The organism is Silvibacterium bohemicum, assembly GCF_001006305.1.
Lineage (GTDB): Bacteria > Acidobacteriota > Terriglobia > Terriglobales > Acidobacteriaceae > Silvibacterium > Silvibacterium bohemicum.
The window spans coordinates 365,335-392,308 of sequence record NZ_LBHJ01000012.1 but is presented as its reverse complement, the minus strand read 5'-3'; the positions used below and the strand labels follow the sequence as shown (position 1 = coordinate 392,308).

Below are 26,974 nucleotides of genomic sequence, written 5' to 3'. Positions count from 1 at the left end.
CACTGTTCGATGCGTCCTGCCTGGGCAGAGATCTCGCTTGATCGGCTGATCCAAAATTATCGACTGCTGAGCGCCGCTGCCGGCGAATCCGGATTGATCGCGGTAGTGAAGGCCAACGCCTACGGACATGGCACGTTGGCATGTGCGCACGCTCTCGCAAATGCCGGAGCAGCGTGGCTCGGCGTGACCAACGCCGAAGAAGCAATCGCAGTGCGGGCAACATGCCCCGGCGCGCGCATTCTGGTGATGAGCGGCCTGTGGGAGCATGAGGCCGAAGGTGCAATCGAGCATCGGCTGACGCCGGTGGTCTGGGAGCCGGCTCATCTTGAATGGCTGGATGCGGCCACGCGCGAGAAGCAGTGCGCCACCCAGTCAGTCGCAGTGCATCTCGAGATCGACACAGGAATGGCGCGGCAGGGTGTTCGGCTCGCCGATCTGCCTTCATTCCTTGAACGCATGCAAGCGGCGAAGGCTCTCTCCCTCGAAGGCGTGATGACCCACTTCCACTCGCCGGAGCTTCTGGACGGAGAAGCGACAGCGGCGCAGATGGCGCGCCTCGATGCGGCAATGGAAATCATCTCGGCTCGCGGGTTTCGCCCCACCGTGATTCACGCGGGCAATTCGGCAACGGTACTCGCCAATGATGGCGCTCGCAGCATTGGCGAGCTTGCTGCGAAATACGGCGCTTCGGCGATGCTCCGACCCGGGCTATCACTCTATGGCTATCCACCTCGCGTCAGCGGCGAAGGCGCGAGTACAGAGGCGAATGAGCTGCAGCCGGTGCTGGCATGGAAGACCCGCGTGGTATCCCTGCGCACGATTGAAGCGGGTGAGAGCGCGGGCTACAACGCGACCTTTCGCGCCGGGCGGCCCAGCCGCCTGGCTCTGCTGCCGGTGGGCTACGCCGACGGCATGAACCGCCTGTTGTCGAACCGGGGAGAAGTGCTGGTGCGCGGTCAGCGCGCGCCGATCGTAGGCCGCATCTCGATGGACCTGACCATCGTCGATGTAACGGACATCCCCGCCGTCGAGATGGGCGATGAAGTAGTTCTGATTGGGAAACAAGGAACGGAGCAGATCTCCGCATACGATTTCGCCGACCTGGCGGGTACCATTCCTTATGAGGTTCTGTGCAATATCAGCGCCCGGGTGCGCCGGGTGACTTTGAATGCGAGCGAAGACGATGTTTAAGAACTGGTATGCACGCCGAATGTACGCGTGGGAGACCGAGCTCACCACGCGCGATGAAAATCGCATCGTGCGTCCGGTGGAGTGGGGATTCGAGTGGCTGCAAGACTTTGTCGAATCTGCAGGACTGCACGAGAAGATTTTTGGATCGAGGAATCCGGCGGATCTGAACCCGCACGAAGCCGAAGATGCGCTGGCCGCTCTGAACGATGCCATCGTGCAGCGCAGCGAAGCCTTTTACGACTACCAGCGCCCGAATGATTTTCAACTCGAGACGCGCCATCCCGAGCTCTTCCCGACCAATGTTCGTCCTGAAACGCTAAAGCGGGATGCCGAGCTGAAGCAGATGGCCATCGATGGGAAATTGGAGGCCGCACAGTTCCTGCGCTTTACCTCGCCCATCCGCACGCCTTATCCCGAGAATGATTTCGTCAATGCCCGCTGGTATCCGGCGCCTGCTGAAAAAATGCAGGGCAAGCCGAAGCAGGCCATGATCGTGATGCCGCAGTGGAATGCGGATGCCTTCAGCCACAATGCGCTGTGCTCGCTCTTCAATCGTTTTGGAGTTTCGGCGCTGCGGCTGAGCAAGCCTTACCACGACATTCGGCGGCCGGCCGAGCTGGAGAGATCCGACTACGCCGTGAGCTCCAATATCGGACGCAATATCGCCGCCTGCCGGCAGGCCGTCGTCGATATCCGCTGCTGCATGGATTGGCTGGAGGAGCAAGGCTACGAGCAGTTCGGCGTGCTTGGCACCAGCCTGGGCTCCTGCTATGCATTTATCGCATCTGCTCACGACGCGCGGCTTCGCGTGAATGCCTTCAATCACGCATCGACCTCCTTCGGCGATGTGGTGTGGACCGGCCAGAGCACGCGGCATATCCGCAAGGCCTTCGAGGATGCGGGCCTGACGCAGGAACGGCTGCGGCAGCTCTTTGGCGCGACCAGCCCGGTGAACTACATGCGGCGCTTCGCCGCCCAGCCTAAAAAGGTGCTGGTGGTTCATGCCAGGTACGATCTCACGTTTCTGGAAGAGTATTCGCTCGAAGTGCTGCGCAGTTTTGCGAAGCTTGGCATCGATTACGTATCGAAAGTCCTGCCCTGCGGCCACTACACCACCGGCGAAACGCCATACAAGTTCATCGACGGATGGTATCTGGGTTCGTTTGTGTATTCGGCCTTCAAGGCACTCGCGCAGGGTCGTGTTTTCACCAGCCCACAAGATGATCCCCGCCTCGCCGCTTCTTCTGCTGATTAGCGGTTTCCGCTGCGTGTAGTATCCGGTAAAGAACAGAAGCGCTTCGGCCAACGCTAGAGCGCTTCTCGACACCTCCGGAGAAAACCACATGTTTCGGCTTGAACGTCTTCGCACGCTTTCGTCTTCTCTTTTGCTGAGCAGCCTGATTCTTCCTTTTGCCGCGACGTATCCCTCCTTAGCTCAGAACGCGAAATATCCGAACTATCCGAGTGAAACTCCGGCGGAGCTGCATTTGCCAGCCAGCGGCTTCGACTACGAACGCCGCGAGGTAATGATCCCCATGCGCGATGGAGTCAAGCTGCATACCGTGATCCTGGTGCCGAAGGGAGCGAATCATGCGGCGATGCTGATGACGCGCACTCCCTACGATGCGAATGCGCTTACCGGCTACGGGCCGAGCTCGCATCTTGGGCCAAGCCTGGATGGCTATGACAACGCGGTGGAGGTAGTTGTCGAAGACGGATACATCCGCGTGGTGCAGGACATTCGCGGGAAATATGGCTCGGAAGGCGACTACGTGATGAACCGCCCACTGCACGGCCCGCAGAATCCAACTCCGGTGGATGAATCGACCGACACCTACGACACCATCGACTGGCTGGTGAAGCATCTTCCCGAGAGCAACGGCAAGGTCGGCATCCTGGGCATCTCCTACGACGGCTATCTCTCCCTGACGCCGCTTGTGCATCCGCACCCCGCATTGAAGGTAGCGGTGCCGATGAATCCCATGGTCGATGGCTGGATGGGCGACGACTGGTTTCACAACGGCGCCTTCCGCGAACAGAACATGCCCTACATCTTTGAGCAGGCGGGAACGCGCTCCAACACCATCAAGTGGTGGACCAGCAACTTCGACGACTACGACATGTACATGAATGCCGTGTCGGCCGGCGAGCTCGGCAAAGAGCGAGGGCTCGAGCAGATAGGCTTCTGGCAGAAGGTTCTCGCTCATCCCAGCTATGACGCATTCTGGAGCGACCAGGCAGTCGACAAGATATTGGCCGACGAACCGCTGAAGGTGCCGACCTTGCTGGTGGCCAGCCTCTGGGACCAGGAAGATATCTACGGCGCAATCGCTGTCTACAAGGCCATCAAGCCGAAGGACACGAGTAACGATATGGTCTACTTGGCGCTCGGTCCCTGGCATCACGGACAGGAGATAGAGGAGGCCAGCAACCTTGGACCGATCAAGTTCGACAGCGATACCGGGCTTTATTTCCGGCAGCATATCCTGCGGCCGTTTCTCGCGAAGTACCTGAAGGATGAGACGCCGAAGACGGAGATTCCTCCCGTGTGGGCCTTCGCGACCGGAGAGAACGAGTGGGAGAAGCTGCCCTCGTGGCCTGCAGGATGCGCGGATGGATGCGCGGTGAAAGCTACCCCGTTGTATCTGGAGCCGGGATTGAAGCTGGGCTTCGGCGCTCCGGCCGGCGGCGACGCGGCCTTCGACGCCTACGTTTCCGATCCAGCGAAGCCGGTGCCCTTTCGCAAGCGGCCGATTCAACCTGTCGGCTACGACAACGGCCTCACCTGGCCGGAGTGGCTGGTGGACGATCAGCGGGAAGCATCGGGACGAACCGACGTGCTGGCCTTCGAAACCGATGTGCTCACCAAGCCGGTGAAGATCAGCGGGCAGCCGCTGGCCCATCTCGTCGCATCAACCAGCGGAACGGATTCGGACTGGGTGGTGAAGCTGATCGATGTCTACCCGGATGAAGTTGCCGGAGAGAAGATGCTGGGCGGCTATCAGCTGATGATCTCGGCAGATATCTTCCGCGGACGCTATCGCGAGAGCTTCGCATCACCCAAAGCGATTCAACCCAGTGAGCCTCTGCTCTACCAATTCGCGCTGCCTACGGCCAATCACGTCTTTCTGCCCGGGCATCGCATCATGGTGCAGGTGCAGTCGAGCTGGTTCCCGCTGTATGACCGCAATCCGCAGACGTTCGTGCCGAATATCTTCTGGGCGAAGCCGGAGGATTACAAAAAGGCAGAGCAGCGGATATGGCATGCTCCCGGGCATGAGAGCTTCGTGGAGCTGCCGCTGGTGGAGGCGAAGTGAGCACGGGGCGGGAAGCCAAATCCCGCCCTCGCAAAGCTGAGCATCCTTCGGAAGATCCGGCCCCGTGCTCGACCGAATTTTTCGAAGAGCTTCGGCTCCGCTATCGCCCCAAGAAAGTTGGAGTGCTGCTCGTCGCCGAGTCCCGGCCGGCGGGCGGCACTTTTTTCTACGCGGGGAATTCGAACCTGGTTCGATACACCGAGCAGGCTTTTCGCATGGCTTATGGCGTTGACGCGATGACCATGCCCGCATTTCTAGAGGGTTTTCGAGCGTCAGGTTGTTATCTCGAAGACCTCTGCGCCGAGCCCGTCAACCACATCGAGAAACATGCCCTGCGCCGCGCGGAATGGAAGAGATCCATAGATTATCTTTCGCAGCGGATCGCGAAAGCCTCTCCGCTCGCGATCCTTCCCATTCACAAAGGCAGCGAGCTTTTCGTCAAAGAGGCTGCTCTGAAAGCAGGCCGGCTCGATCTGCTCAGGCCTGCGATTCCGTTTCCGAGTATGGGCAATCATCCCCGCTATATCGCCGCACTTTCGCTTCTGATTCAAGAGCTTCGCGAAGCAGCAATCCTTCCGGCATATTTCTCACAGTCAGGCGCTACAATTTAGGCATGTCCGACCGTATGTCTTTGCCGCTTGCCCAGGCCGATCCCGAGATCGCCGCCGCTATTGACCACGAAGTTCGCCGCCAGCACGAAGGGCTGGAGATGATCGCTTCAGAGAACTTCGTGAGCGAGGCCGTGCTCGAGGCGGCAGGTTCGGTATTTACCAATAAGTATGCCGAGGGCTATCCGGGCCGCCGCTACTATGGCGGCTGCGAATTCGCGGATGTAGTGGAGAACCTGGCACGCGACCGCGCCAAGCAGCTCTTCGGCGCGGAGCATGCGAATGTGCAGCCGCATTCGGGCTCACAGGCCAACGCCGCTGCCTACATGGCAGTGCTGCAGCCCGGCGACACCATTCTCGGCCTGGATCTCGCGCATGGCGGACACCTCACTCACGGGCACAAGCTGAATTTTTCAGGAAAGCTCTACAAGGTTGCTTCCTACACGGTCCGCAAGGACACCGAGCAGATCGACTATGACGAGCTGGAGTCGATTGCGCAGCGGGAAAATCCAAAGGTCATTGTCGGCGGCGGCAGCGCCTATCCCCGCATCTTCGACTTCGCGCGCATGCGTGAGATTGCCGACAAAGTGGGAGCATTGCTGATCGTGGACATGGCGCACTTTGCCGGGCTAGTCGCAGGCGGCGCGCATCCTTCGCCGGTGCCGCATGCGCACATCACCACCACGACCACTCACAAGACTCTGCGCGGACCTCGCGCGGGCTTGATTTTGTCGGGCCAGTCTTTCGCGGCAGCGATTGACAAGAGTGTCTTCCCCGGCCAGCAGGGTGGTCCACTGGTGCATATCATTGCCGCCAAGGCCGCCGCCTTTCGTGAAGCGCTGCAACCCGACTTCAAGATTTACGCGAAGCAGATCGTCGCCAACGCCAAGGCGCTCGCCGAGACGCTGCAGGCCGAGGGTCTGCGCATCATCTCCGGCGGAACGGACACGCATCTGATGCTGGTCGATGTCTTTGAGAAGGGCATTTTGGGCAGCGAAGCCGAGGCGGCGCTCGGCGCAGCCGGCATCACCGTAAACAAGAATGCGATTCCGTATGATGTGAATCCTCCGCTGAAGCCGAGCGGCATTCGCATCGGAACGCCAGCGCTTACCACTCGCGGCATGAAGGAAGCGGAGATGCGCATCATCGGCAAGTGGATCGTGGAAGCGCTCAACGAGCGCAGCAATCCGCAGGCTCTGAAGCGAATTCAGGGACAGGTGCTGGAGCTGGCGGAGCGGTTTCCGCTTTACGGCTGGCTGCGTGAGCCGGCTGCCGTTGCCGCGAAATAGGCGCAGCGAGTTCAGGAGTAGCATCGCGCCCGCGTAGATCGCCGCAAATCATTTGCGCAAACGGTTGCGGGCGCTCACAATCTGTACATGGTTCGCCTGGCTCGTCTCCTGGTTTGTCTTCCAGATCGCTTTTTGATGCGTTCAGCTCTGCCTCTTGCCCTGACCCTCTGCAGCCTTTCCTTCGCGCAGCAGGTTCCCTCCGCGCTGACCGCCGACCCCGCGCAGGATACGAAATATCCCGCCTCGATGGTCTCGCTTGCCGATCTGCCCAGCCATGGCGAGAACCTGTTGGGCGTCTTCTATCTGGCATCTGGCGCAGGTCCTCATCCGACGCTCGTGCTGATGCACGGATTCCCCGGCTACGAACAGAATCTGGATCTGGCACAGGCCATCCGGCGAGCAGGATGGAACGTACTGGCCGTCCACTATCGCGGCTCGTGGGGAGTCAAAGGCGACTTCTCGTTTCAGCATGCGATCGAAGACGCCGACTCCGAAGTGGCTTTCGTGAGCAGCCCGGCAAACGCCAAAAAATATCGCATTGACACCAGCAAGATCGTGGTGCTCGGACACAGCATGGGCGGGTATCTGGTCGCCTCAGCCGCCGCGCATGATCACAAGCTGGCCGGTGTGGCGATGATCTCTGCCTGGAATATCGGAGCCAGCTTCCCGCCCGCAAGCATCGGGGGAAGTCAACACGACGCGGACGAAGGCGTAAAGAAAACCCTCATCGAGAGGTTCACCGAGGAGAACAACGGCGTTCCGCTCGCCGGCTGCACCGTGGAGTCGCTGGTCAACGAGATGTACGAGCACCGCGCGTCCCTGAACTTCAACGATTTCGCATCCGATCTCAGTTCGAGGCCGGTGCTGGTCATCACCTCGGATGATGGTCTGGGGCCTGCCGACCAGACCTTTGCCACGGCATTGAAGAAGGCGGGAAATGCGAGAGTTACCGAAGCGCATTTCCCCACCGATCATGCTTACTCCGATCACCGCCTGGCGCTCACCACCGTCGTTCTCAACTGGCTGGCGACGCTGCAATAGCTACTGCTTTTCCATCTCCAGCAATTTCTCTTTCCGCTCCACTCCCCAGCGGTAACCGGTCAGCTTGCCGTCTGAGCCGATGACTCGGTGGCAAGGAATAACGACGGCGACCGGATTCGTGGCACAGGCCCGTGCTACTGCACGAACCGCGGAGGGCTGCCCAATTTCGCGTGCCAGTTGAGCATAGGTCCGAGTCTCGCCGCGTGGAATGCTTTGCAGCGCCTGCCACACACGCATCTGGAAGGCGGTAGCGCGGAGATCCAGTGGCAGGTCCAGAGCTGCGGGGTGCTCGGTGAGCTGCGAGAGCACCTGCGCAAGAACTGATGCGAGCGCCGGCTGCTCCTCGATTTTGGCTGCGGGAAACTGCGCCTTCAACTGCTCTGTGATCTCGGCATCGCTCCTGCCGAGGATCACGGCGCAAAGTCCGCGGTCGGTGGCAGCGATGAGGATGCGGCCCAGGATCGATGAACCGGTGGTGAAGCCAAGGATAAGGTCGCGGCCGCGGCTGCGGTACTCCTGCGGGCGCATCCCGAGCTGCGCTTTGGCATAGGCCCGCGCTGGACCTGAGTACCCCGCGTCGTAGATGGCGTCGGTGATGCGGGTCGAGGGATCGGTCAGGCGAGCGCGAAATGCAGCCGCGCGCTTCTGGGCCTGGTATTGGCTGGGACTGATGCCCAGGACGCGGCTGAAGGCGCGTTGCAGGGCGAAGGTCGAGAGGCCAGCGATCCGCGCCAGCTCGGCCAGCGGCACCGGACGATCAAGATTGCGGTTGAGATGGTTGGTGAGCGTTTCCATCAACTGTGCTTCGGCATGGAGGCCAGCCGGATTGCAGCGTTTGCACGGACGGTATCCAGCACCAAAGGCGGAGATCAGATCGGAAAAGAACTCCACATTCTGGCGGGAAGGCCGGCGGCTCGGGCACGACGGACGGCAGAAAACCAGCGTGGTGCGAACTCCGTAATAGAGCTGCCCATCGGCGCTTGAATCGCGCGAAGAGACGATCCTCCACGCCACCTCGGCGTCGGTTGCCACGTCGGAGTTCAGAGACGGGATTGCAAACTGCTTGGGCATGGAATCACTCGAGAAAATTGTTGCTGCAGCCATGGTACTCACCTCCGAATACAGCTTCGATTCTCCCGCCTGCGGATTCTTGCCGCTATCCGTTTCTTGCCGTGGAAGTTCGATACATCTTCAAGTTTGCTCGAGCGCGATTGCGCCATAGATTCTCCTTCGGGCCAACTCCAGGCACCGGCTATCCATCTCACTGAATGGCAGAAGGTAATTGCCAATGATGGACAAATCGAAATCACCTGAGAACGCCAGCACTACGAGCGAACATGAGCGCCGCAACGAGGGCGGAGGCGAGTTCGGCCACGTTCATCAACCAACTCAAGCGCAGCAGGCCAGCAAAAACCGGGGATTGGCCGACGGTGCAGCTGGGCGGGAAAGCGAACTCAAGAGGGTGCGTGAGGGTGTGAAAAAGACGGCATAATGCCGTCCGGAACGAGAAAGTCCACGGAAAGGCTGCGGAGTTGACCGCAGCCTTTTTGACGTTTGCGTGTTGATACTGCTGCACGAGCTTCTCATCCATTCATCTCGTGCTTCAATTTGCGCTTTTGCAGGCACGCTACGAATTGCATCAAAAGCTTCCGTAGATAGAATGATTTGCGCGTCAGGAATATCGGAGAAAACCCACATGAGCACGACAGACAAAAAAACCACCCTCAAAGCGATCCAGGCGGCATCGGCGCTGGGATTCGCGCTTGCAATCGGGATAGCCGGTTGCAATAAAAATGCCACTCCAGATCAATCGACAAATTCTGCAGCCACCCCGGATGCCACCCAGGTAGCCGACGACAACCAGGATCCCGCATTGCAGGCAAATCTGGCGCCGGCTGTGAACACGACACAGGGCGCACCGGTGCAACAAGCGGCTCCCGTGCGGTCGTCCAGCAGCTCATCCCAGGAAACCGCGCCGCCTCCGCCGCCAGACCAGGAGCAAGCCACTTCGTCCGCAGCGCCCAGCGGGTCGGATTACGACTACAACGCTCCGGACTCCAGCTACCAGGATCAGGCGCAGCCCGTGGAATATGCTCCCGAGCCGCCTCCCGCGCTACCCGAATACCAGCAGCCGGAGTGCCCTGGCGACAACTACATCTGGAACCCCGGCTATTGGGGATACGCGAATACCGGCTATTACTGGGTGCCTGGCGTGTGGGTTGTCGCTCCTTATGTCGGCTCGCTCTGGACTCCGGGATATTGGGGCTTCTACGGCAATCGATACGGCTGGCATCACGGCTACTGGGGCCCGCACATTGGCTTCTACGGCGGAGTGAACTATGGGTACGGTTATGTCGGCGTCGGATACGTCGGCGGGTATTGGCACGACAATTCGTTCATGTATAACCGCTCCGTCACTCGCGTGAACGTGACCGTGGTCAAAAACGTCTACGTGCACAACGTCACCATCATCAACAACACGCGGGTGAGCTACAACGGCGGCAACGGCGGGTTGCGGTCGCGTCCGCTTCCGTCGGAGAACATGGCGTACCGCGAGCAGCATCTGGGACCGCTCCCGGAGCAGGTGCAGCACGCGCGTTCGATGGCAGCCAATCGTCAGCAGTGGGCATCGGTGAATCATGGCCGCCCGGCGCTCGCGGTAGTGGCACAGCCTCTGCAGTCGGCCCGCAGGGCTCCTGCTCCGATGCCGGCAGCGGTGCAGCGCCAGGTCAGCGTGGAAGCGCAGCGGCGGCAGGAAATGGCAAATCACCCGGCCAGCCCGGCGCTCGTGAACCGGCCTGGAAATGAAGCACGTCCCAACGAAGCGCGTCCGAATGTGGCCCGTCCGAATGCACCGGCCAATCAACCTGGCCGCCTCGAGGCACGACCGGCCGTCCAACCCAATCGCCCTGCCGCCGAGCCGAATCGGCCGGCTGCTCAACAGCCACGGCCCCAGACCAGGCCCACTCCTCAAGCTCAGCAGCGGCCTGAGGCCAGGCCGGCTCCGCAGCAAAAGCCCGAAGCAAGGCCAGCTCCCGAAGCGCGGCCGGCTCCTCAGCCGGCTCGTCCCGCATATCAGCCAGCCCGGCCGGAAGCGAGACCAGCTCCACAGCAGGCGCGTCCGGAAGCCCGGCCTGCTCCCGAGCAACGCCCGGCGGCAAGACCCGCCCCCGAACAACGGCCAGCCCCGCAACAGCGGCCTGAGGCTCGGCCTGCTCCTCAGCAGCAGAAGCCCCAACAGCAGCACCCTGCGGAGCATCCCGCTCCGCAAGAGCACCGGCCCAGCTAGCGCAGCGCTACGAAGGCGGGCAAAACACAAAGGCGGAGTGCGCTCACAGCGCACTCCGCCTTTTATTTGAAGAAGAAATCTGGGGTATGGATTGGAAATCCGGTCAAATGGTCGGGACGGGCAGATTCGAACTGCCGACCCCTCGCACCCCAAGCGAGTGCTCTACCAGGCTGAGCCACGTCCCGACGGTAGGAAATTACTGGTTTAGTTTACATCATGACGCCGGTTACCGAACCGAAGCTGCGCATACCTGATGCGGCCGGATCATCGGCGCATCAGTGGCTGGGCGGAACGTATTCCTTGGGCAGCGTCGCACCCTCGCCGAAGAAGTATTGAGTCATCTGCTCGACCAGAAACTCCTGCGCCTGAGGAGTCCACGGCTGGAGGCGGTATTCGTTCAGCAGCATCTTCTGGTGCTCGACCCACTCTCCCCATGCTTTCTTGGAGACGCTTTTGTAGATCTTCTGGCCAAAGTCGCTGTCGAAGGGCGGCTCTTCGAGACCCTCCAGCTCCTGTTTATAACGCGCGCAAAATACGGTGTGGGCCATTCGTTTTCTCTCGCTTCTTATTGTAATTCGGAATGAGCGTACGCTCCGGTCAGACAGGCCGGGTGCCGGTCTGGGCCTGAGCGGCATTCACCGCTGTAGGGAAATTAGAGCTGGCCTCACGCGCGGCATTCGCCATCACGATCGGCTCGGTATTGCGGACCGGAGCCAGACCGCGAGTCTGCTGGTAGGTATAGCGGATGCGATGGATGACGGTAATCGTCGAAAGTATGGCCAGCACCCAGAGCACCGGAGCCATCACGCCCCAGCGATTGCAGAGCGCTCCCAGGATGATCAGAACGATACGCTCCGGACGCTCCATGAAGCCCACCTTGCACTTGCCGATAAGCGCTTCGGCGCGGGCGCGCGTGTAGCTCACCATGAGCGAGGTGATCATGACAAACGCGGCGAGGAATACATAGAAAAGCCGGTTGCCGCGCGCGTAGAAGACCAGCAGTCCGAAGAACAGCACCACATCGGAGTAGCGGTCGATGACCGAATCGAAGAACGCCCCGAAGATCGTTACCTGGTCGGTCTGCCGTGCGACGCGGCCGTCGACCATGTCGAAGATTCCCGCGCCGATAATCACCAGGCCCGCGTAGAGAAACATGCGGACGTAGTTATTTTCGTTGGCAAAGCCGAAGAGCACCGCCGCGCCGGTATTGATGATGAGCCCAACGAAGGTAAGAACATTCGGCGAGATCCGGGTGAGCGCCAGACCATTGACGATGGCCTGCAGCAGCACACCGCAGGCGCGGCCAAAGGCGCTGGTCCACGTATGGGAGTGGGTTTCGGGATGTGTGTTGGCCGGCGTCGACATGCAGCTATTCTTCAGGAGCGTCGTGAATTGTCGTTAACTTGAGAATTTCGAGGTCCCGCTTCCCGCTCGGCGTAACCACCACGGCCATATCCCCAACCTGCTTGCCTATTAGACTCCGCCCAATAGGCGAGGTTGTAGAAATCAGCCCCTTGTTCACATCGGACTCTTCGCTGGTCACCAGCTTGTACTCGATCTTCTCGTCCTTCGACGAGTCGTAGACCAGAACCGTGGAACCAAAGGCTGCGCGGTCGTGAGGAATGTTGGCGAGGTTGACGAGGGAGAGCTCGGCCATGCGCTTCTTGAACTGGCCGAGACGCGCGTTGACAAACTCCTGGCGCTGTTTTGCCATGTGATACTCGGCGTTTTCGCTCAAATCACCGAGGGCCGCAGCCTTTTTGATCTCGGCGGGAAGTTCATGGGCGAGTTCGTGCTCGAGCTTACGAATTTCTTCCTGGAGCTTCTTCTTAATGTGTTCAGGCATTCGACAAATCCGTTACGCGGCTCAGTGGGTGTGAGCCGTTGCAACCATCGGCTAAGACCATGGAGACCGCAAAGAATCATTATAGCTAAGTGGCAGGCCGCCATGGCCCGGGCGGCTAAAAAGCGGATCGCTGAGAAGCGGGTCGCTCAAGGCCGGACAGCTAAAGTGCGGGTGGCAACTTCTTGACGCCCGGTAGTCAGCTTCACTGTCAACCTGCAAAGTGCCCCGGCCGGCCGGAGTTTAGCTGACCGCTTTTTAGCCCCCCCGGGCCAAAGCGGCCCGCTACTCAGCGACCCCGCCTCTTCGCGCCTCAAGAAAACTTTCCAGGGTCAATACAGGCTGGACGGTGAAGCCCAGAGGGTCGGAGACGGCGACTCCAACACGGTAATCGCCAACGTCGAGCCCCATAAGTCGCGGGGCAAGCTGATCCACAAAGAGGATGTTGCAACCCCGAACCCGCATTCCGGGAATCGCCTGCTGGAACCGGCATTGCGAAGAAATTCCGTCGGCTGGCAACGACGGCAGGCGCAAAAAAAGACAGCATCATAAAATTGAGGGTTGGAATCTAACCTCAAGGTTCGAGTGAGTGAAACGTCTTTTCTTTCTGCTGGTTTTAGCCGCAGCCGCATGGGCTGTCTTCTCCATCCAAGTTCCCACCGGCCCGGAAAGCGAGAGCTTTCTGGAGATCGCGCCTGGAACGCCCTCGATGAAGATTGCCGCCCTCTTGAAACAGCAGGGGCTGATTCGGAGCCAGTATCTTTTCGAGGTAACGCATCTGGTCAAGGGTGGAACGCTGAAAGCAGGGGAATATCGCTTCGACCACCCGGCAAAGATAGCGGAGGTCTATGACCGTCTGCGGCGGGGCGACGTCTATACGATCAGCCTCACCATCCCGGAGGGCTCGAACTTGTTCGACATCTCGGAACGGGTGGCTGCAGCGCACTTTACGAGCAAGGAACAATTTCTTGCCACCGCGCGTGCAGACGTAAAACTCATCGCCGACCTGGACCCGGCAGCAACCAGCCTGGAAGGCTATCTCTTCCCCAATACCTATCGCTTCGGGCGCAAAACGACAGCCGAGCAGATTCTGACCGCCATGGTGAAGCAGTTCCGCCAGTCGGCCGCCGGACTGGGATTGCACGCCAACTACCGTCGGGTGGTGACGATGGCGTCGCTGATCGAGCGGGAAACCCCTATCGATGCCGAGCGGCCGCTGGTGGCCAGCGTTTTCGAAAACAGGCTGGCCAAGGATATGCCGCTGATGACCGATCCGTCGGTGATTTACGCGGCGCTCCTGGACGGGCGATACCGGGGTACAATCTACGCTTCCGACCTGGAAGCTTCTTCGCCCTACAACACCTACCGGCACGCCGGCCTGCCGCCCGGTCCCATCTGCAATCCAGGCAAAGCTTCGCTCCAGGCTGCAATGAATCCCGCGCAGACGGGTTATTTCTATTTTGTAGCGGCCAGCGCAAACCCCTCGGGAGTCTCCAAGTTTTCGGCGACCCTGGCGGAGCATGATCGCAACGTGCAGGACTACAGGAAGGCACAGCGCGAAGCCGGAACGCGTTGAAGAGACGCGAAGTGCGGGACGCGGTGAAGAACGAGGAACGATATACTCGCAATTTCGTATGTAGGTGTGTTGATTAGGCAGATGCAGAAACGGGTCATTCAGAGTGGGCTGCAGCGGTACGACTGGCTGAAGATGCCGGCGATGCTGCTATTGCTGCCTATGCTGAATGGCTGCCTGGTCCATACCCGTACTCTGAAGCAACCGATTATCCCCAGCGTGGTGATGACCGCGACAGCAGATCAGCTGGTCAAAACCATCAACGATGGCTGCGACGATATTCACTCGCTCACCGCAACAGTGGATTTTCTCGCAACCGAGGGTGGACCCCGCAAAGGGAAGGAGCGGACTTTCACCTCCTTCAGCGGCTATATCGTGCTGCGGAAGCCCGAGTCGCTGCGGGTCATCGGCCTGGTGCCGGTCCTACGCACAAAGGCCTTCGACATGGCGACCGATGGAACCACCTTCAAACTGCTCATTCCGCATTACAACAAGGCGATCGAAGGTCCCAACACGGTAACCAAGGAATCCTCTAATACGTTGGAGAATTTCAGGCCGAACGTTTTCTCGGATTCGCTGCTGATCAAATGCATCAGCCCGGACGATCTCGTTACACTGACCTCCGAGACCAAGACGCAGCTCGATATCAAGTCGAAACAGATGGTCGAAAAGCCTGAATATGACCTGACCGTGGTACGGCGGAAGGAAAATAGCCAGGAGCTGACACCGGAGCGGGTGATCCATTTCAGCCGGATCGATCTCCAGCCATTTCAGGTCGACATCTATGATCCCAAGGGCGCGATCCAGACCATTGCGACCTACGGCCCTCTGCAAACCTTTGGAGCGACGAAATTCCCCGGAACAATCACCATCAAACGCCCGCTGGAAGAGCTCCAGATCGGAATCACATTTTCAAAGCTAACGGTGAATCTACCCCTGCAGGACAACCAGTTCGATCTGGATATTCCCAAGGGAGTAACGGTCCAGAAACTGGAATAGGCCGGAGAGAGCCGGGAATATCAAGACACTTGCAAGGATTCCCGTGCTTCGATCGGAAAATTTCCAGAATCAGAAGCGGTCGAGACCGGCGCGCTGTGCGTGCTCCGCGATGGCGGCGTTAATGTCGAGGGCCAGAGCCAGCGCAGCCTGCCCATCCTGAGCCGAGACTCGCGGCGTCTCTCGTGTTCGCACCGACTCCAGAAAAGACTCGATCTCCAGCAGCAGCGGCTCGCCCGGTTGAACCACCGGCTTGTGGAAGGCCAGGCCTGCGGGCAGTCCGCTGGGATTGGGCGCGGCTTTGGGATCGACATCGATCACCAGCAGGTCCCGGCGGGCGTAATCGATCGAGATGTACTGGTGCGGCTGAAAGAAGCGCAGCTTGCGAACCTTCTCCGTGCTGACCCGGCTGGCCGTGAAATTCGCGACACATCCGGACTCGAACTCAATGCGTACGTTCGCGATGTCCACCTTCCCGGAGAGGATGGGCAGACCCACAGCATGCAGATCGCGCACCGGCGACTGCGTAATGCTGAGCACGATGTCGAGGTCGTGGATCATCAGATCGAGGACCACATCGACATCTAGAGCGCGGGGCGTGAAGATGCTGAGGCGATGAGCCTCGAAGAACATCGGCCGATTCAGCCACGGCCGGATAGCAACCACCGCTGGGTTGAATCGCTCAAGATGCCCCACTTGCAATATCCGCCCGTGCTGTTGGGCGAGGGCTGTGAGTTTCGCGGCTTGCTCCTTGGTGGCGGCAATGGGCTTTTCAACGAGCAGGTCGATGCCCGCTTCCAGCAGCGGAGCAGCCACCGCTTCGTGCTCCGAGGTCGGAACGCAGACCGACGCGGCATCGATTTTGATCTCCCCGTTGCCGCGCGCCTCCAAACAGCCTGCCAGGGTTGCGAAGGCCGGAACGGAAAATTCCTCTTTGAGCGCAGCAAGACGCGAGGCATCGGAGTCGACGATGGCCGAGAGGCGGACAGGCTGCCCGCCCTGCTGGAGTTCGCGATAGATGCGGAGATGGTTGCGGCCGAAAGCGCCGGCGCCGCAGACAACGACATTTACGGTCGGAGAGCTCACTGATCGCTCGCGCTAAAGCGCCGGCTCCTCGCCCTCTACGACCTTCAGGCACTTGGTGTAAAGCTCGAGCAGATGATTGACGTGATCCTCGGCCTTGGCGGCGCTAGGCACGGCGAAGCCAGTGGACGGAGCGGCCGCGCGACCGACACCTGCCGTGGACGCCACAAACTTGAGGAGATCGAGAGCGATGTCCTCGTTGCGACGCGCTCCACTAGGGGAATTTGCTGCCTGTTCCATGAAGATCCTCCGAAGGCGATGCTATCAAAATTCGAGCAGCGGCGTGGCAAGAGCCGGAAGCACTCTTTCCGTCTCCATAGCATCTCTTCGCAATACCACCCGGAAGCGCAAAGCAATTGCGCCAGTTCCCGCCTACAGCTGCGAGATGCAAATCGCCACGCGCCCGACGATGAACTGATACGGAGATCTGCCGTCACCGATCTCAAGCAGTTCTACCGGATATTTCAGCACGTGAGGACGCAGGATGAGACACCGCGGATCGAGCGTCAAATAGCGAAAAACAACGGAGCCATTCAGAGTTACTCCATAGATGGTTGGCTGGTGCGGATCGTGTGGCGTAAGCGAGATGTAGTGCCGGTCGACAATCACGATGGACTGCGGCCGAAGGATCGGAGACATGGGAAGCGCTTGATCGGCACTGAGGCGAAGAGCCACGAAGCGCTGCCAATTCCGGCGAACGTGGCTTAGGCCAGGCCGGAGATCTTCGAGCCTCATGCCGGTAATTTCGATGCTCTCAAGCGTGAGCGAAGGAGTAATAAGCGGGGAGTTTGCTGCGACTGTAGGCGAGACCAGAGGAACATGATTGACGGGACCATCGGAAAAACCCGGAGCTCCCCGCGAGTGGCTCGGCTCGCGAGACGGAATAAGGTGATCGACGTCCATCGACAGCGCCTCCAAAACCCGATCGAGCGCGGATGAACTCAGGTTGCGCTTCTTATGAAGAAAGTTGGATATGTGGGATGGTTGCAAACCTGTTCGAGCAGCAAGCGAAGTGCCGGTAAGGTCTCCGCGATCGATGGAACGTTTGATTTCAGAACGAAGACGCTCATGGAGTTGTGTGAAATTCATGGAGGGAGTTTTCTTTGAGCTATACACCGCAGTCTGCGGGTTTGCTCAAAGAAAAGCAGCCGGCGCAAAGCCTCAGAATTTGAGGAGTAACCAAAGATTTTTCCCTCTTTAGCCGCCCTGCTGCCACTTCCCTTATTGACTTCGAAAATCCTCTCTCTATAGAGTCGGACAACTTTGCCAACAAACTCCGTCGCTTTCCTCATGCATGCCGAGAGAGGCGCTTCCGTTCTTTTCAATAGCCCGGAAATGCTCCTCGCTGGAATCCCCTGCTTCTCTTCTAAGGCGAAGAGATCGAGCATCGGCGAACAGCTTGTAAAAAAAAGAGGCGGGCGAGGACAGGACATCACGCAAGCTATGCGTTCATCGATAACCCATCAACCCGGAAACTACCCGCCACATAGACAACGCAATCAAAGTCGTGTCGGTGGGACATCCATTTCCCGCGAATAGAAATCATCGATCGAAGCTTCGCGGCACCGTATTCGTTGGGAGGTAAGAATGACTTATCTAAGAGTGTACTTAAAAGTCTGCGAAGCATGCGGCTGCCTATGGTTTCGTAGACAAGACAGGATGGACATCTACTGCGCCGCCTGCGCCGGTAAGTTGAGTAGCTTTCCCCGCATGATAAAGCGAAGACGCGGCAGGCCGTGCAAGCACACAATGCAAGCTACTCCCGCACGGGGAGGTGTGCAATGAGCACGGCGCTGACGCTCCCCCACGTGTGGGCCAGCACAAATTCATGCGTCCGGCCGACATGTCTACGGCCAGCTCCGCTCAGCGGCGCGGCCTTTTATCGCAAGCATACCGAAGCGCTGCTGCGACGGTATCTGCGTATATCCATGGACATGGGAAGAGTTCCTTCCCTGCTGAGTCGAGGCGTCTTTCGAGGCAGGGCATCGTGCAGCCGGGTTAGAAACTTCGAAGACGCGGTTGTCTTTGTGATCGACGTGGAGAGATGCCTGATGCGCTTGGATGCACCATCGCAAGAATTGGTGGCGCGGATCACTCTTCAGGAGTACACGCAGGCCGAGACCGCAGAACTAACAGGCCAAAGTTTGCGCTCGGTAACTCGCAAGTACGCCGATGTCCTGGACCGCCTCACCGCGATTTTCATTGAAGCAGAATTGCTGGACCCGGCTTATGGACAAAGCTGTCAAGATAGTTGACCACCGAACTACCACCGCAAGTAGCGGATAGTTAGCAACTTATAGGAATAAAAATGATTGGCCTAGAATTAGGTAATAACTTGATATTCTAAATTTAAGAGTGAGAAACAAACTAAGGGAGACGCAGAGCAGGCGTCTCCTTTTCTTTTGTCGTGTAACGAACGAAGGAGCCACCTTGACCACAAGATCGCAACGACGCGCATGGACAACAATGAGCCTGGGGCTAGCGTTAGTGATGTCGATGTTGCCCGAAAGGCTCAGCGCACAAGTTATGACCACGTCGGTACAGGGGATCATCTATCGCGCCGACGGATCTTTGGCACAAGGCACCTTAGTCGTGAGTTGGCCGGCCTTCTCGACAGCCACCAACCAGGCCGTGGCAGCGGGCAGCGTAGCGTCGACCATCGGCACGAATGGATCCGTAACGCTCAATCTTGCGCCGAATCAGGGAGCGTATCCCGATGGCACCTACTACACCGCGGTCTATCACCTGAACGACGGGACAGTGACCAAGGAATATTGGGTCGTACCAGCAGCAACCGCCGCCTCAATCTCTTCGATTCGCGCACAACTTGCTCCGGCCACCGTTGCCGTGCAGGCGGTGTCGAAGTCCTACGTCGACAACTCGATCAGCGGTATCACAGGCAGCTATCTCTCGCTTGGCGGCGGCACGATGAGCGGATCGCTGTTACTGAACGGCGATCCAACAAGCGGCAGCCAGGCCGCCACCAAGCATTACGCTGACACGCTGGCGGCCGCGCAACTTCCGCTCACGGGAGGCGCACTCACTGGGGCGTTGAATGCGCCCAGCCTGTCCGTCACCAGCAGCGCGGAGATACGCGGTCAACTGAATGCCGCAACCCTCAACGGCGAGATCACGGTAGACGGCGCGACTTATTCGACATTGAACTCCGCATGGAGCGCGGCACTTGGTGCTGCGACCTCATCGGGGAAGAATTCGACGGTGCGTCTCGGGCCGGGTACGTTCGCGGTCACCTCGACATTGACGGAGCCGACCAACGGAGCCTGCGTCAATCTAATTGGCTCCGGCGGCGCAACGGTGAATGCCGGAAGTGCCGCAGCCACAACATTGAGTATCACCACCAATCTCAGCGGCGATCTGTTCTACCTCGGAAATGCCGCGCAGGCCCAAAGTTGCACCTTCAAAGATTTCGTCGTCCTGGCCGCCACCAATGCCACGCACGGATTCGAGATGCAGTGGTTCCGCGGCTTGCTCATCGACAATGTGACGGTGAACGATACGACAGCCGAAGGCATTCTGCTCGGCGAGGAGACGACAAGCAGCGGGCATCAGTCGAACTTCCTGCTGAGAAATGTAACCGTCAGCTATAACGCCTCCCTCTTCACACCATCCAGCCGCCCGGCCTACGGCATCCACATGCAGAAGACTGCGATTGACAGTCATCTCGACGATATCGTCGTCCGCAATGCGCTGACCGCTGCGGTCTACAACGAGGGAACGGGAATCACCGGCTACCTCATTCACGGGTTCGGATATCCCTATACCTGCACGACGGGCCCCTGCGTCAACAACGCGTCTTCAGGCTCCGCTGCGAATGCTTCCTACGCTACGAATTACGTGATCGACGACGTAGGCGGATCGGGCAGCGTCTGGACCGACACCTACGCCGACAGCCCCGCGATAGCCGGCTTCTACATCGGCGCGAATGGCATTGCGATTCACGGCGGGCATATCCAGTGGCCGGAGTTGACCAGCTTTCCCGGCGCGAACCTGGCTTATGTAGCATCCACGGTTACGAATAACATGCTCATCGCCGATGTCGACTGTCTGGGCATGAATTCCGCAGTCAATTGGATCACCTACGGCGGCGCTTCCGGCAATCCCCCCACCTTCACCAGCGTTCATCACCTGACCGGCTGTGGCAATTACTTCCAGGCGCTGGAGCCGGCCGAGGTTACGGGTTTTTCAAGCGGAGGCGCGAACATCAACGACACTTCGAGCGCGGTGCCGCGGGTGTGGTCGACACCCATCGCCTCCGCTTCTTCTTATCCAGCCTTCGCCGCGCAGATGTACACGGGCTATCAGGGCGACATCTTTCAAGGGCACTTTTCCGGACTCAACCCCTTCTTCAACGTGACGTACCAGGGGACGATCAAGAGCAACGGCGGCATTGCCTTGAGCACGATCTTGAACACGGCCTCCACTCTCACACTCACCAGCGCCAATAAGAATGTAATCGCCAACGCAGCGAGCGGAGCGCAGACGCTGACCCTGCCGAGTTGCTTCACAGCGTGGCCGGACAAGGCTTCACCGGCGGGACTCGAATTCACCATCATCAAGTCCGACACCTCGGCGAACGCGGTAACGCTGCAGACGGTCAGCTCGCAGGCCATCAACTATGCGGGAGCGACCGCGACTACGTTGACGATTTCCGCCGCCGGTAAGCGGACCCTGGTCTGCGGCACGGACTACAACTGGTATGCCTTCTAATGCGAGACACAACCCGCCGAACGATGAACTCGACCAGCTTTTGAAGCTGGGAAAGCTACTGGATTACCGGACGGAAGCCACGACCGCGGGAATCATCCTCGCCGAAGCTCTGCTGAGGATAAGAGACCGCTCGGGCAGAGACGTCCCGCTGCTCCCCAACCGCGTTCAGCGCGAATACGAGCAGCGGCGGGGAACGCGCAACATCGTGCTGAAGGCGAGGCAGATGGGGATCAGCACCTGGGTTACGGGGCGCATGTTTTTGAAGACCATCACTCAGCCGGGTACGTTAACCGTGCAGGTGGCGCACACGCAGGAGGCGGCGGAGTCGATCTTTCGCATCGTGCATCGTTTTGTGGAACATCTGCCCAATCGAAAATGGGGAGCGGCGCTGCGCACCGCCCGCTCGAATGTGCGGCAGATCACCTTCCCCGCCCTGGATAGCGAGTACCGCGTCGAGAGCGCCGCCGACTCCAACGCGGGGCGCGGATTGACGATTACGAATCTGCACTGTTCGGAGGTAGCGCGCTGGAAGGGCGACGCCACCGAGACGCTGCAGGGACTGCGCGCGGCCATGCCTCCCACCGGTGACGCAGCGGGTCCGTGCCTACTTCGCTCCCGTGAATCGCGCGGGTGAGACACCAACCGTCTTCGATCCTTCTGTGAACGGACAATTCCCACTCGACTCACCACCTGCGCCGTGGATCGATCTCGGCTGGATCGAAGATTTCAGCCGGAAATCGCTGAGCAAAACATCGGGACTCGTCACCGGCTCGCCCGGCGTCACGCAGTTCCAGGTGAAAGAAACGCTCGATGCGACCGTCTCTCTGCGCTTCAAGACCTGGAGCAAGCTCACCATGGCGCTCTCCGCAGGCTCGCAGCACATGAACCTGCTGGCGCCCGCAACTGGCGTGGCTCCCAATGGATCAGGCTCGAAGGCCGCAACCGCGGTCAACCTCGCCGCTTCAGGATCTACGGCCAATTTCCTCTACATGAGCAGCACCACCGGATTTTCCGCGGGCATGATCGTCGCCGTAGATGCCGATTACGCGGGACAAACTGGCTTCGTCGGAAGCGGCGTCTCCGCAGCCTATGTGCAAAGCGCCACGGCGGTGAACAGCGATCCCGATTACATTCGCCGGGTCACCTTCAACGTGGCTCGCGTCTCGCAGGCCACATCGAGTGGGCTGCAATTAGCGGAGCCGCTCATCGCAGGCGTGCCGGCCGGCACCATGCGCGTGCAGCAGGTGTTGGGATTCGTCGACCGCGAAGGTGGAACCTTCTTCCAGGAGTGGTCCGGACTCTTCGTGATGCCCGGGGAACAGGGCGAGCGCATTCTCTTCTACTATCCGCGTCTGCAGGCAACCGGCGGCGCAGCGGAGGCAACCACTTCGCTGGTCGCGCCGCTGGAGCGCGTTGCATTGAGCGCGTCTTTCCGTGCGCTGCCCGTCGTCGACGCGAACGATGGCCAGCAGGCCGTCTGCTTCCGCAGCTTTTTTCCCAGCGCCATGACGCTGGCTTAGGAAGGAATCGAGTGAAGCTGACCATTGACAATCTGGACGGCCATGGGGCGGTCGATTATTCCTCCGTCGTTGTTACAAATGCAAAATTCAGCATCGCGCGCAAGCTCAACGAGCCGTCTCTCTGCAGCTTCACCGTTGCGCCGGCCACATCCGTCCTGCCCACACCCGCCCGCAATGGCCGCGTCATCGTGAGCGACGACAGCGGCATCGTTCTGTTCACCGGCTATATTCCCACCGAGCCCGCGCTCCAGCTGTTAGGCCAGAATAGCCAGGGAGCAGCCTACCAGGCCTACGTCGCAGCGGTTAGCGACGAAGTACTGCTGAGCCGATTGCCGACTCCACAGTCGCAGGCCGCATACTCCCAGCCGGCCAGCCAGCTGCTGCAGACGCTTAATGCGGGCGTGACATCGACCGCGATCTCGTTTGCTACCTCGGCATCCAGCGGCACCATCGGCGAATTCCAGCCCGATCCTGCGCAGACCTGGTCGGAAAACGCAGGCGCGCTGGCATCCATAGCTCGAAGTGCTTATCGCGCGTTGAATAACCAGGTGACGATAACGCCCGTCGGCAGCGTGGTTCACACGCTCAGCGAAGCCACCGGCACGCTGAGCCTCGCGCAGCTCGAAGCATCACAGGTGAAGGCATTGGCCAACGACGTCACCGTTTGCGGCCCCAGCGAGCCCGCAGCCTACGTCACCGAATTCTTCGAGGGCGACGGCATCACGGTCCTCTTCAACTTCACCCAGCAGCCCTACTTCCCTCCCGCATCCAAGAGCAAGCCGCTCATCGATCTCTTCCAGGAACCCACGATCAATCCACAGCTCTGGCAGGTCAGCGATCCCGGCTCGCATCTATCGATCACCGCTGCGGGCCTCACCTGCACCGGCGGCGACGGCATCATGGGCGATACGCTGGTGTCGACGGTGAACCAGCTCGAGCTGGGAGGCTCGCTGGTGCTCGAAGCCGGCGGCGTCCAGTTCGGATCGATCACGTCGGGAATACTGAATGGCCTTTACAGCGGCGCATTCATCGCCGCCGATTGCCTGGCCGGCTTCGAGATCACCACTGCAAGCGGAGTGGCATCCATCGCACCTCTGGTCAACGGAGTAATCGCGGGAAGCTCGTTCACTCCGACCGCCGGACATATGTACACGCTACGGTTACGTATTGCGGCGAACGAGATACAGCGCGTCCTGCAGACCTACAACTCGGTCGATAACACGGGCGCGCATACCTACGGCGGAACCTATCTGCAGTTAGCGATGAACCTGCTATTCGAGGTCCAGGACACCACCGGCGGAGTGGCCGCCGCGCCGGTAATTCTCTACTCCGGCTCGATCGCCGCTACGCCCGGAGTATGCACGCTCGCCGTCTTGAACAGCAGCAGCCTGCAGTGCAGCATCGCCAGCATCGAAGTCTCGCAACAAGGCCCGGTGTGGGTGGAGAGCACGCCGCCCGGCGCGACCACCATCGTGCACCGCATGGGAACCACCGCCCAGGGCGCGGACTGCAGGATCGAGCGCACCGGCCGCGTTCACTTCTACACCACCAGCATCCCGCAGATAGGCGAGGTCATCGCCGTCTCCTATCGCACCACGCATCGCGCCGTGGCTCGTCTCGCCAACGCAGCCAGCATCGCGCAGGAGAGCGTGAGCGGCGCCATCCCCGGCACCGCGGCATGGATCGGCGCCGTCACCAGCCCCGCCGCGCGCAGCTCCGTCGATTGCGAGAACGCCGCGACTGCGATTCTCGATCTCGCCACCAATCGCGCCGCCGCATGGAAGGGCACATACACCGGATGGAACCTCGAGACGCAGAGCGACGTCTGGCCCGGCGATGTGCTGGCCATCGATTCCGCCTCGGCCAATCTGAATGCCGTCCTCGTAGTGCGCTCGGTCGCCATCGAGCTCCTCTGCACCGCGCCGGGAGTGGTCAAGTACGTCATCGCCTTCGCCAATGATTGGGCCGATGCCCTCGCCATCAAAACATCGAGCGCGATTCCAGCCGACGTCTGGCTGCCGCAGCAGGCGGAGACCACGCTCCCACTCGCCAATCTATCCAGCCTCGCCATCACTGGAGTCAGCACCAGCGCGATTGCGGTTAGCGCGAACGCCACCCCACCCACAGGCGGCGGCTTTGAAGTCCGGCGCAGGGACTGGGCCTTCGGCCCCGGCACCAACTCCGATCTCGTCCTGCGCAGCCCCGTGGCAAATTTCAGCATTCCCCGCGAAGCCGTCACCGAGCAGTACTACATCCGCACGTACGACGCCTCGACCCCGCCGAACTACTCCCGCTTTTCGAGCGCCGTCTTTGTGAACATGCCGCTGTAGCTCCAAGGCCGCGGATCGGCCTGTTGATTTGCCCCATCAACGGCTTCCGCACCCGCTTCACGCACAGATTCTTCATAATCTTGTAAAAATGAAGGAGCAAGTGTGAGAGGAAATCCATGGCCGCTACCAAGCCCATCGCCATTTATTACGAGCAGCAGAACTGGTTCAAGCCGCTTTTCGCCGAGCTCGACCGTCGCGGAACGTCCTACGTAAAGATCGACGCCACTGCGCACGCCTACGCCATCGAGGAGCACCCGGAAAAAAGCTTCTCCCTGGTTGTCAATCGCATGAGTCCTTCGGCGTGGAACCGCGAGCATGGAGATTGCATCTTCTACACGCTCGGCTTCCTCGATCATCTCGAACGGCGCCGGGTGCGCGTCATCAACGGCCAGAAGGCATTTCGCACGGAGCTGTCCAAGGCAGCACAGCTTTCTCTGCTCGATTCTCTCGGGTTGGCCTATCCCAAGGCGCGCGTCATTCACCGCCCCGAGCAGGCTGTCGCCGCGACGGAAGGTCTTCGCTGGCCCATCGTGGTCAAGCCGAATATCGGCGGCTCCGGAGCAGGTGTGAAGCGCTTCGATAATGCCGAATCGCTTGACCGCGCGGCCCAAGCCGGCGAGCTCTCCTTCGGCCTCGACTCCACCGCGCTCGTGCAGGAGTTCATCCCCGCGCGCGACTCGCACATCGTTCGCGTCGAAGTCGTCAGCGGCAAATATCTCTACGCGATCAAGGTGCACATCACCGGCGAGACCTTCGACCTCTGCCCCGCCGATATCTGCCGCACCACCGATGGCGTCGACCTGAATCGCGCGGCCTGCCCGGTCGATGCGCCGAAGAGCGGCATCAGCGTCGAAGGATACGACGCTCCTCCCGAGGTAATTGCCGATGTCGAACGCATCATGAGCCATTGCGGCATCGAGCTCGGCGGCATCGAGTACATCGTCGACGACCGCGACGGTCAGCGCCTCTATTACGACATCAACGCGCTGTCGAACTTCGTTGCCGATGGTCCCCGTGTGATCGGTTTCGATCCCTTCGTGAAGCTGGTGGATTGGCTCGAAGCCGAGGCCGCCGCAGCTCAGCCCGCGGAGCCGGCTCTGGCAGGGGCCCGCTGATGCGCTTCGGTTTCTGGCTTCCGGTCTTTGGCGGTTGGCTTCGCAACGTAGAGAACGAGCAGATGGAGGCGACCTGGGACTACGCGCGTCGCCTCGCCCTGCGCGCCGAAGATCTGGGCTACTCGCTCTCCTTGATCGCCGAGCTGAACCTCAACGACATCAAGGGTGTCGAAGCTCCATCGCTCGATGCGTGGTCGACTGCCGCAGCGCTCGCCGCCGTAACCAAAAAGCTTGAGCTGATGGTCGCCGTGCGTCCCACCTTCCACAATCCCGCACTGCTGGCCAAGCAGGCGGCGAACATCGACCACATCTCGAATGGACGACTCACGCTGAATGTCGTCTCCAGCTGGTGGGCGGATGAGGCTACTAAGTACGGCATCGCCTTCGATCAGCACGACGACCGCTACGCGCGCACCTCTGAGTGGCTCGACGTGATCGACGGCTGCTGGTCGCGCCAGAACTTCAGCTATTCAGGCGGCTACTACAAGATCGCCGACAACGTTCTGTCGCCCAAGCCGGTATCGCAGCCAAGGCCGCGGCTCTACGCCGGCGGCGAATCGGAGACGGCAAAGAACCTCATCGCGCAAAAATGCGACGCCTACCTGATGCACGGCGACGATCCTGCAACCGTGGGCAAAAAGATCGCCGACATGCGCATCCGGCGCGAAGAGCTTGGACTGCCGCCCTTGGTGTACGGCATCGCCGCATACGCCATCGTCCGCGATTCGGAGGCGGAGGCGAAGAAGGAAGTCGAGCGCATTACCAACGTGCAGCAATCCGCGCGCGGGTACGCGAACTATCAGCAGTGGATCACCGGCTCCAATCTGGAGCAGAAGATCTCGCTCGAGGATTACTCCGTTTCGAATCGCGGCCTGCGCAGCGGTCTGGTAGGCACGCCAGAGAAGATCGACGAGCGCCTCCAGGAATTCGCCGACGTAGGCGTCGATCTCGTCCTGCTCCAATCCAGCCCGCAACTGGAAGAGATGGAAAGATTCTCCGCACAGGTCATGCGCCCAGGCATTTGAGAATCCACCAACCCGGGTGCCCCATA

Annotated in this window: 25 protein-coding genes and 1 tRNA gene; 16 read left to right on the top strand and 10 right to left on the bottom strand. The window is 60.1% G+C overall.

Translation table 11 applies throughout. The features are described from left to right. The first annotated feature begins 9 nt into the window (after positions 1-9). From alr to XX99_RS17990, 6 genes are all read left to right on the top strand, one after another. Positions 10-1,191 (top strand): alanine racemase, encoded by a 1,182-nt coding sequence (alr, locus tag XX99_RS18015; RefSeq protein WP_050060778.1) that lies wholly within the window; start codon positions 10-12, stop codon positions 1,189-1,191. After that, complete coding sequence (locus tag XX99_RS18010) at positions 1,184-2,446, top strand: alpha/beta fold hydrolase (RefSeq protein WP_050060777.1); 1,263 nt, start codon at positions 1,184-1,186, stop codon at positions 2,444-2,446. The genes alr and XX99_RS18010 overlap by 8 nt, the downstream gene beginning before the upstream one ends. Positions 2,447-2,534: 88 nt before the next feature. Beyond that, on the top strand, positions 2,535-4,508 hold the full coding sequence (locus XX99_RS18005; RefSeq protein ID WP_050060776.1) for a CocE/NonD family hydrolase: 1,974 nt from the start codon (positions 2,535-2,537) through the stop codon (positions 4,506-4,508). Next, positions 4,505-5,119 carry a hypothetical protein gene (locus XX99_RS18000; RefSeq protein ID WP_050060775.1) on the top strand — a complete coding sequence of 205 codons (615 nt, stop codon included), beginning with the start codon at positions 4,505-4,507 and terminating at the stop codon, positions 5,117-5,119. Before XX99_RS18005 ends, XX99_RS18000 begins: the two co-directional genes overlap by 4 nt. A 2-nt stretch (positions 5,120-5,121) precedes the next feature. Beyond that, entirely contained in the window at positions 5,122-6,405 is a 1,284-nt protein-coding gene (glyA, locus tag XX99_RS17995) for a serine hydroxymethyltransferase (protein WP_050060774.1), read from the top strand. A 135-nt stretch (positions 6,406-6,540) separates the two neighbouring features. Continuing rightward, the gene (locus XX99_RS17990; RefSeq protein WP_184085051.1) at positions 6,541-7,446 is read left to right on the top strand and encodes an alpha/beta hydrolase family protein; all 906 of its coding nucleotides are present in this window, start codon (positions 6,541-6,543) and stop codon (positions 7,444-7,446) included. Here XX99_RS17990 and ada read toward each other — a convergent pair whose 3' ends face one another. Continuing rightward, positions 7,447-8,550: a bifunctional DNA-binding transcriptional regulator/O6-methylguanine-DNA methyltransferase Ada gene (gene ada, locus XX99_RS17985; RefSeq protein WP_231581469.1), complete on the bottom strand. Its 1,104-nt coding sequence runs from the start codon at positions 8,548-8,550 to the stop codon at positions 7,447-7,449. Positions 8,551-8,752: 202 nt separating this feature from the next. After that, complete coding sequence (locus tag XX99_RS17980) at positions 8,753-9,037, bottom strand: hypothetical protein (RefSeq protein ID WP_050060772.1); 285 nt, start codon at positions 9,035-9,037, stop codon at positions 8,753-8,755. Positions 9,038-9,142: 105 nt separating this feature from the next. Between XX99_RS17980 and XX99_RS27775 the strand changes: the two genes are divergently transcribed. Continuing rightward, entirely contained in the window at positions 9,143-10,735 is a 1,593-nt protein-coding gene (locus XX99_RS27775) for a YXWGXW repeat-containing protein (protein WP_050060771.1), read from the top strand. Between the two features lie 108 nt (positions 10,736-10,843). Here the strand turns inward: XX99_RS27775 and XX99_RS17970 are convergent. The 5 genes from XX99_RS17970 to XX99_RS28145 form a co-directional block, all read right to left on the bottom strand. Next, positions 10,844-10,920 (bottom strand) — tRNA-Pro (locus XX99_RS17970). 90 nt (positions 10,921-11,010) lie between these two features. Further along, positions 11,011-11,283 carry an oxidative damage protection protein gene (locus XX99_RS17965; protein WP_050060770.1) on the bottom strand — a complete coding sequence of 91 codons (273 nt, stop codon included), beginning with the start codon at positions 11,281-11,283 and terminating at the stop codon, positions 11,011-11,013. 49 nt (positions 11,284-11,332) lie between these two features. Further along, positions 11,333-12,100, bottom strand: coding sequence for a CDP-alcohol phosphatidyltransferase family protein (locus XX99_RS17960; RefSeq protein ID WP_050060769.1), 768 nt, complete (start codon positions 12,098-12,100; stop codon positions 11,333-11,335). 4 nt (positions 12,101-12,104) lie between these two features. Beyond that, entirely contained in the window at positions 12,105-12,581 is a 477-nt protein-coding gene (locus XX99_RS17955) for a GreA/GreB family elongation factor (RefSeq protein ID WP_050060768.1), read from the bottom strand. A 282-nt stretch (positions 12,582-12,863) separates the two neighbouring features. Beyond that, positions 12,864-13,043 (bottom strand): RuvC family protein, encoded by a 180-nt coding sequence (locus XX99_RS28145; protein WP_050060767.1) that lies wholly within the window; start codon positions 13,041-13,043, stop codon positions 12,864-12,866. Between the two features lie 124 nt (positions 13,044-13,167). Between XX99_RS28145 and mltG the strand changes: the two genes are divergently transcribed. Together mltG and XX99_RS17940 are read left to right on the top strand one after the other, a co-directional pair. Beyond that, entirely contained in the window at positions 13,168-14,154 is a 987-nt protein-coding gene (gene mltG / locus XX99_RS17945) for an endolytic transglycosylase MltG (RefSeq protein WP_050060766.1), read from the top strand. A gap of 81 nt (positions 14,155-14,235) precedes the next feature. Next, complete coding sequence (locus tag XX99_RS17940) at positions 14,236-15,150, top strand: hypothetical protein (RefSeq protein WP_050060765.1); 915 nt, start codon at positions 14,236-14,238, stop codon at positions 15,148-15,150. A gap of 69 nt (positions 15,151-15,219) precedes the next feature. Here the strand turns inward: XX99_RS17940 and XX99_RS17935 are convergent, their stop codons facing one another. From XX99_RS17935 to XX99_RS17925, 3 genes are all read right to left on the bottom strand, one after another. Then, the gene (locus XX99_RS17935) at positions 15,220-16,233 is read right to left on the bottom strand and encodes a Gfo/Idh/MocA family protein (protein ID WP_050060764.1); all 1,014 of its coding nucleotides are present in this window, start codon (positions 16,231-16,233) and stop codon (positions 15,220-15,222) included. Positions 16,234-16,245: 12 nt separating this feature from the next. Then, positions 16,246-16,470, bottom strand: coding sequence for a hypothetical protein (locus XX99_RS17930; RefSeq protein ID WP_050060763.1), 225 nt, complete (start codon positions 16,468-16,470; stop codon positions 16,246-16,248). 132 nt (positions 16,471-16,602) lie between these two features. Continuing rightward, on the bottom strand, positions 16,603-17,319 hold the full coding sequence (locus XX99_RS17925; protein WP_050060762.1) for a helix-turn-helix domain-containing protein: 717 nt from the start codon (positions 17,317-17,319) through the stop codon (positions 16,603-16,605). 962 nt (positions 17,320-18,281) lie between these two features. Here XX99_RS17925 and XX99_RS28140 point away from each other — a divergent pair. The 7 genes from XX99_RS28140 (at position 18,282) to XX99_RS17890 (ending at position 26,948) form a co-directional block, all read left to right on the top strand. Next, complete coding sequence (locus XX99_RS28140; RefSeq protein WP_231581467.1) at positions 18,282-18,485, top strand: hypothetical protein; 204 nt, start codon at positions 18,282-18,284, stop codon at positions 18,483-18,485. 271 nt (positions 18,486-18,756) lie between these two features. After that, complete coding sequence (locus XX99_RS17915; protein ID WP_050060760.1) at positions 18,757-20,958, top strand: hypothetical protein; 2,202 nt, start codon at positions 18,757-18,759, stop codon at positions 20,956-20,958. Beyond that, positions 20,948-21,592 (top strand): hypothetical protein, encoded by a 645-nt coding sequence (locus XX99_RS17910; RefSeq protein WP_156186061.1) that lies wholly within the window; start codon positions 20,948-20,950, stop codon positions 21,590-21,592. Before XX99_RS17915 ends, XX99_RS17910 begins: the two co-directional genes overlap by 11 nt. Continuing rightward, the gene (locus tag XX99_RS17905) at positions 21,543-22,478 is read left to right on the top strand and encodes a hypothetical protein (RefSeq protein ID WP_050060758.1); all 936 of its coding nucleotides are present in this window, start codon (positions 21,543-21,545) and stop codon (positions 22,476-22,478) included. The genes XX99_RS17910 and XX99_RS17905 overlap by 50 nt, the downstream gene beginning before the upstream one ends. A gap of 11 nt (positions 22,479-22,489) precedes the next feature. Continuing rightward, positions 22,490-24,808 (top strand): hypothetical protein, encoded by a 2,319-nt coding sequence (locus XX99_RS17900; RefSeq protein WP_050060757.1) that lies wholly within the window; start codon positions 22,490-22,492, stop codon positions 24,806-24,808. Between the two features lie 116 nt (positions 24,809-24,924). Beyond that, entirely contained in the window at positions 24,925-25,923 is a 999-nt protein-coding gene (locus tag XX99_RS17895; RefSeq protein WP_050060756.1) for an ATP-grasp domain-containing protein, read from the top strand. Next, positions 25,923-26,948, top strand: a complete 1,026-nt coding sequence (locus XX99_RS17890; protein ID WP_050060755.1) for an LLM class flavin-dependent oxidoreductase — start codon at positions 25,923-25,925, stop codon at positions 26,946-26,948. The genes XX99_RS17895 and XX99_RS17890 overlap by 1 nt, the downstream gene beginning before the upstream one ends. The last annotated feature ends 26 nt before the right edge of the window (positions 26,949-26,974 follow it).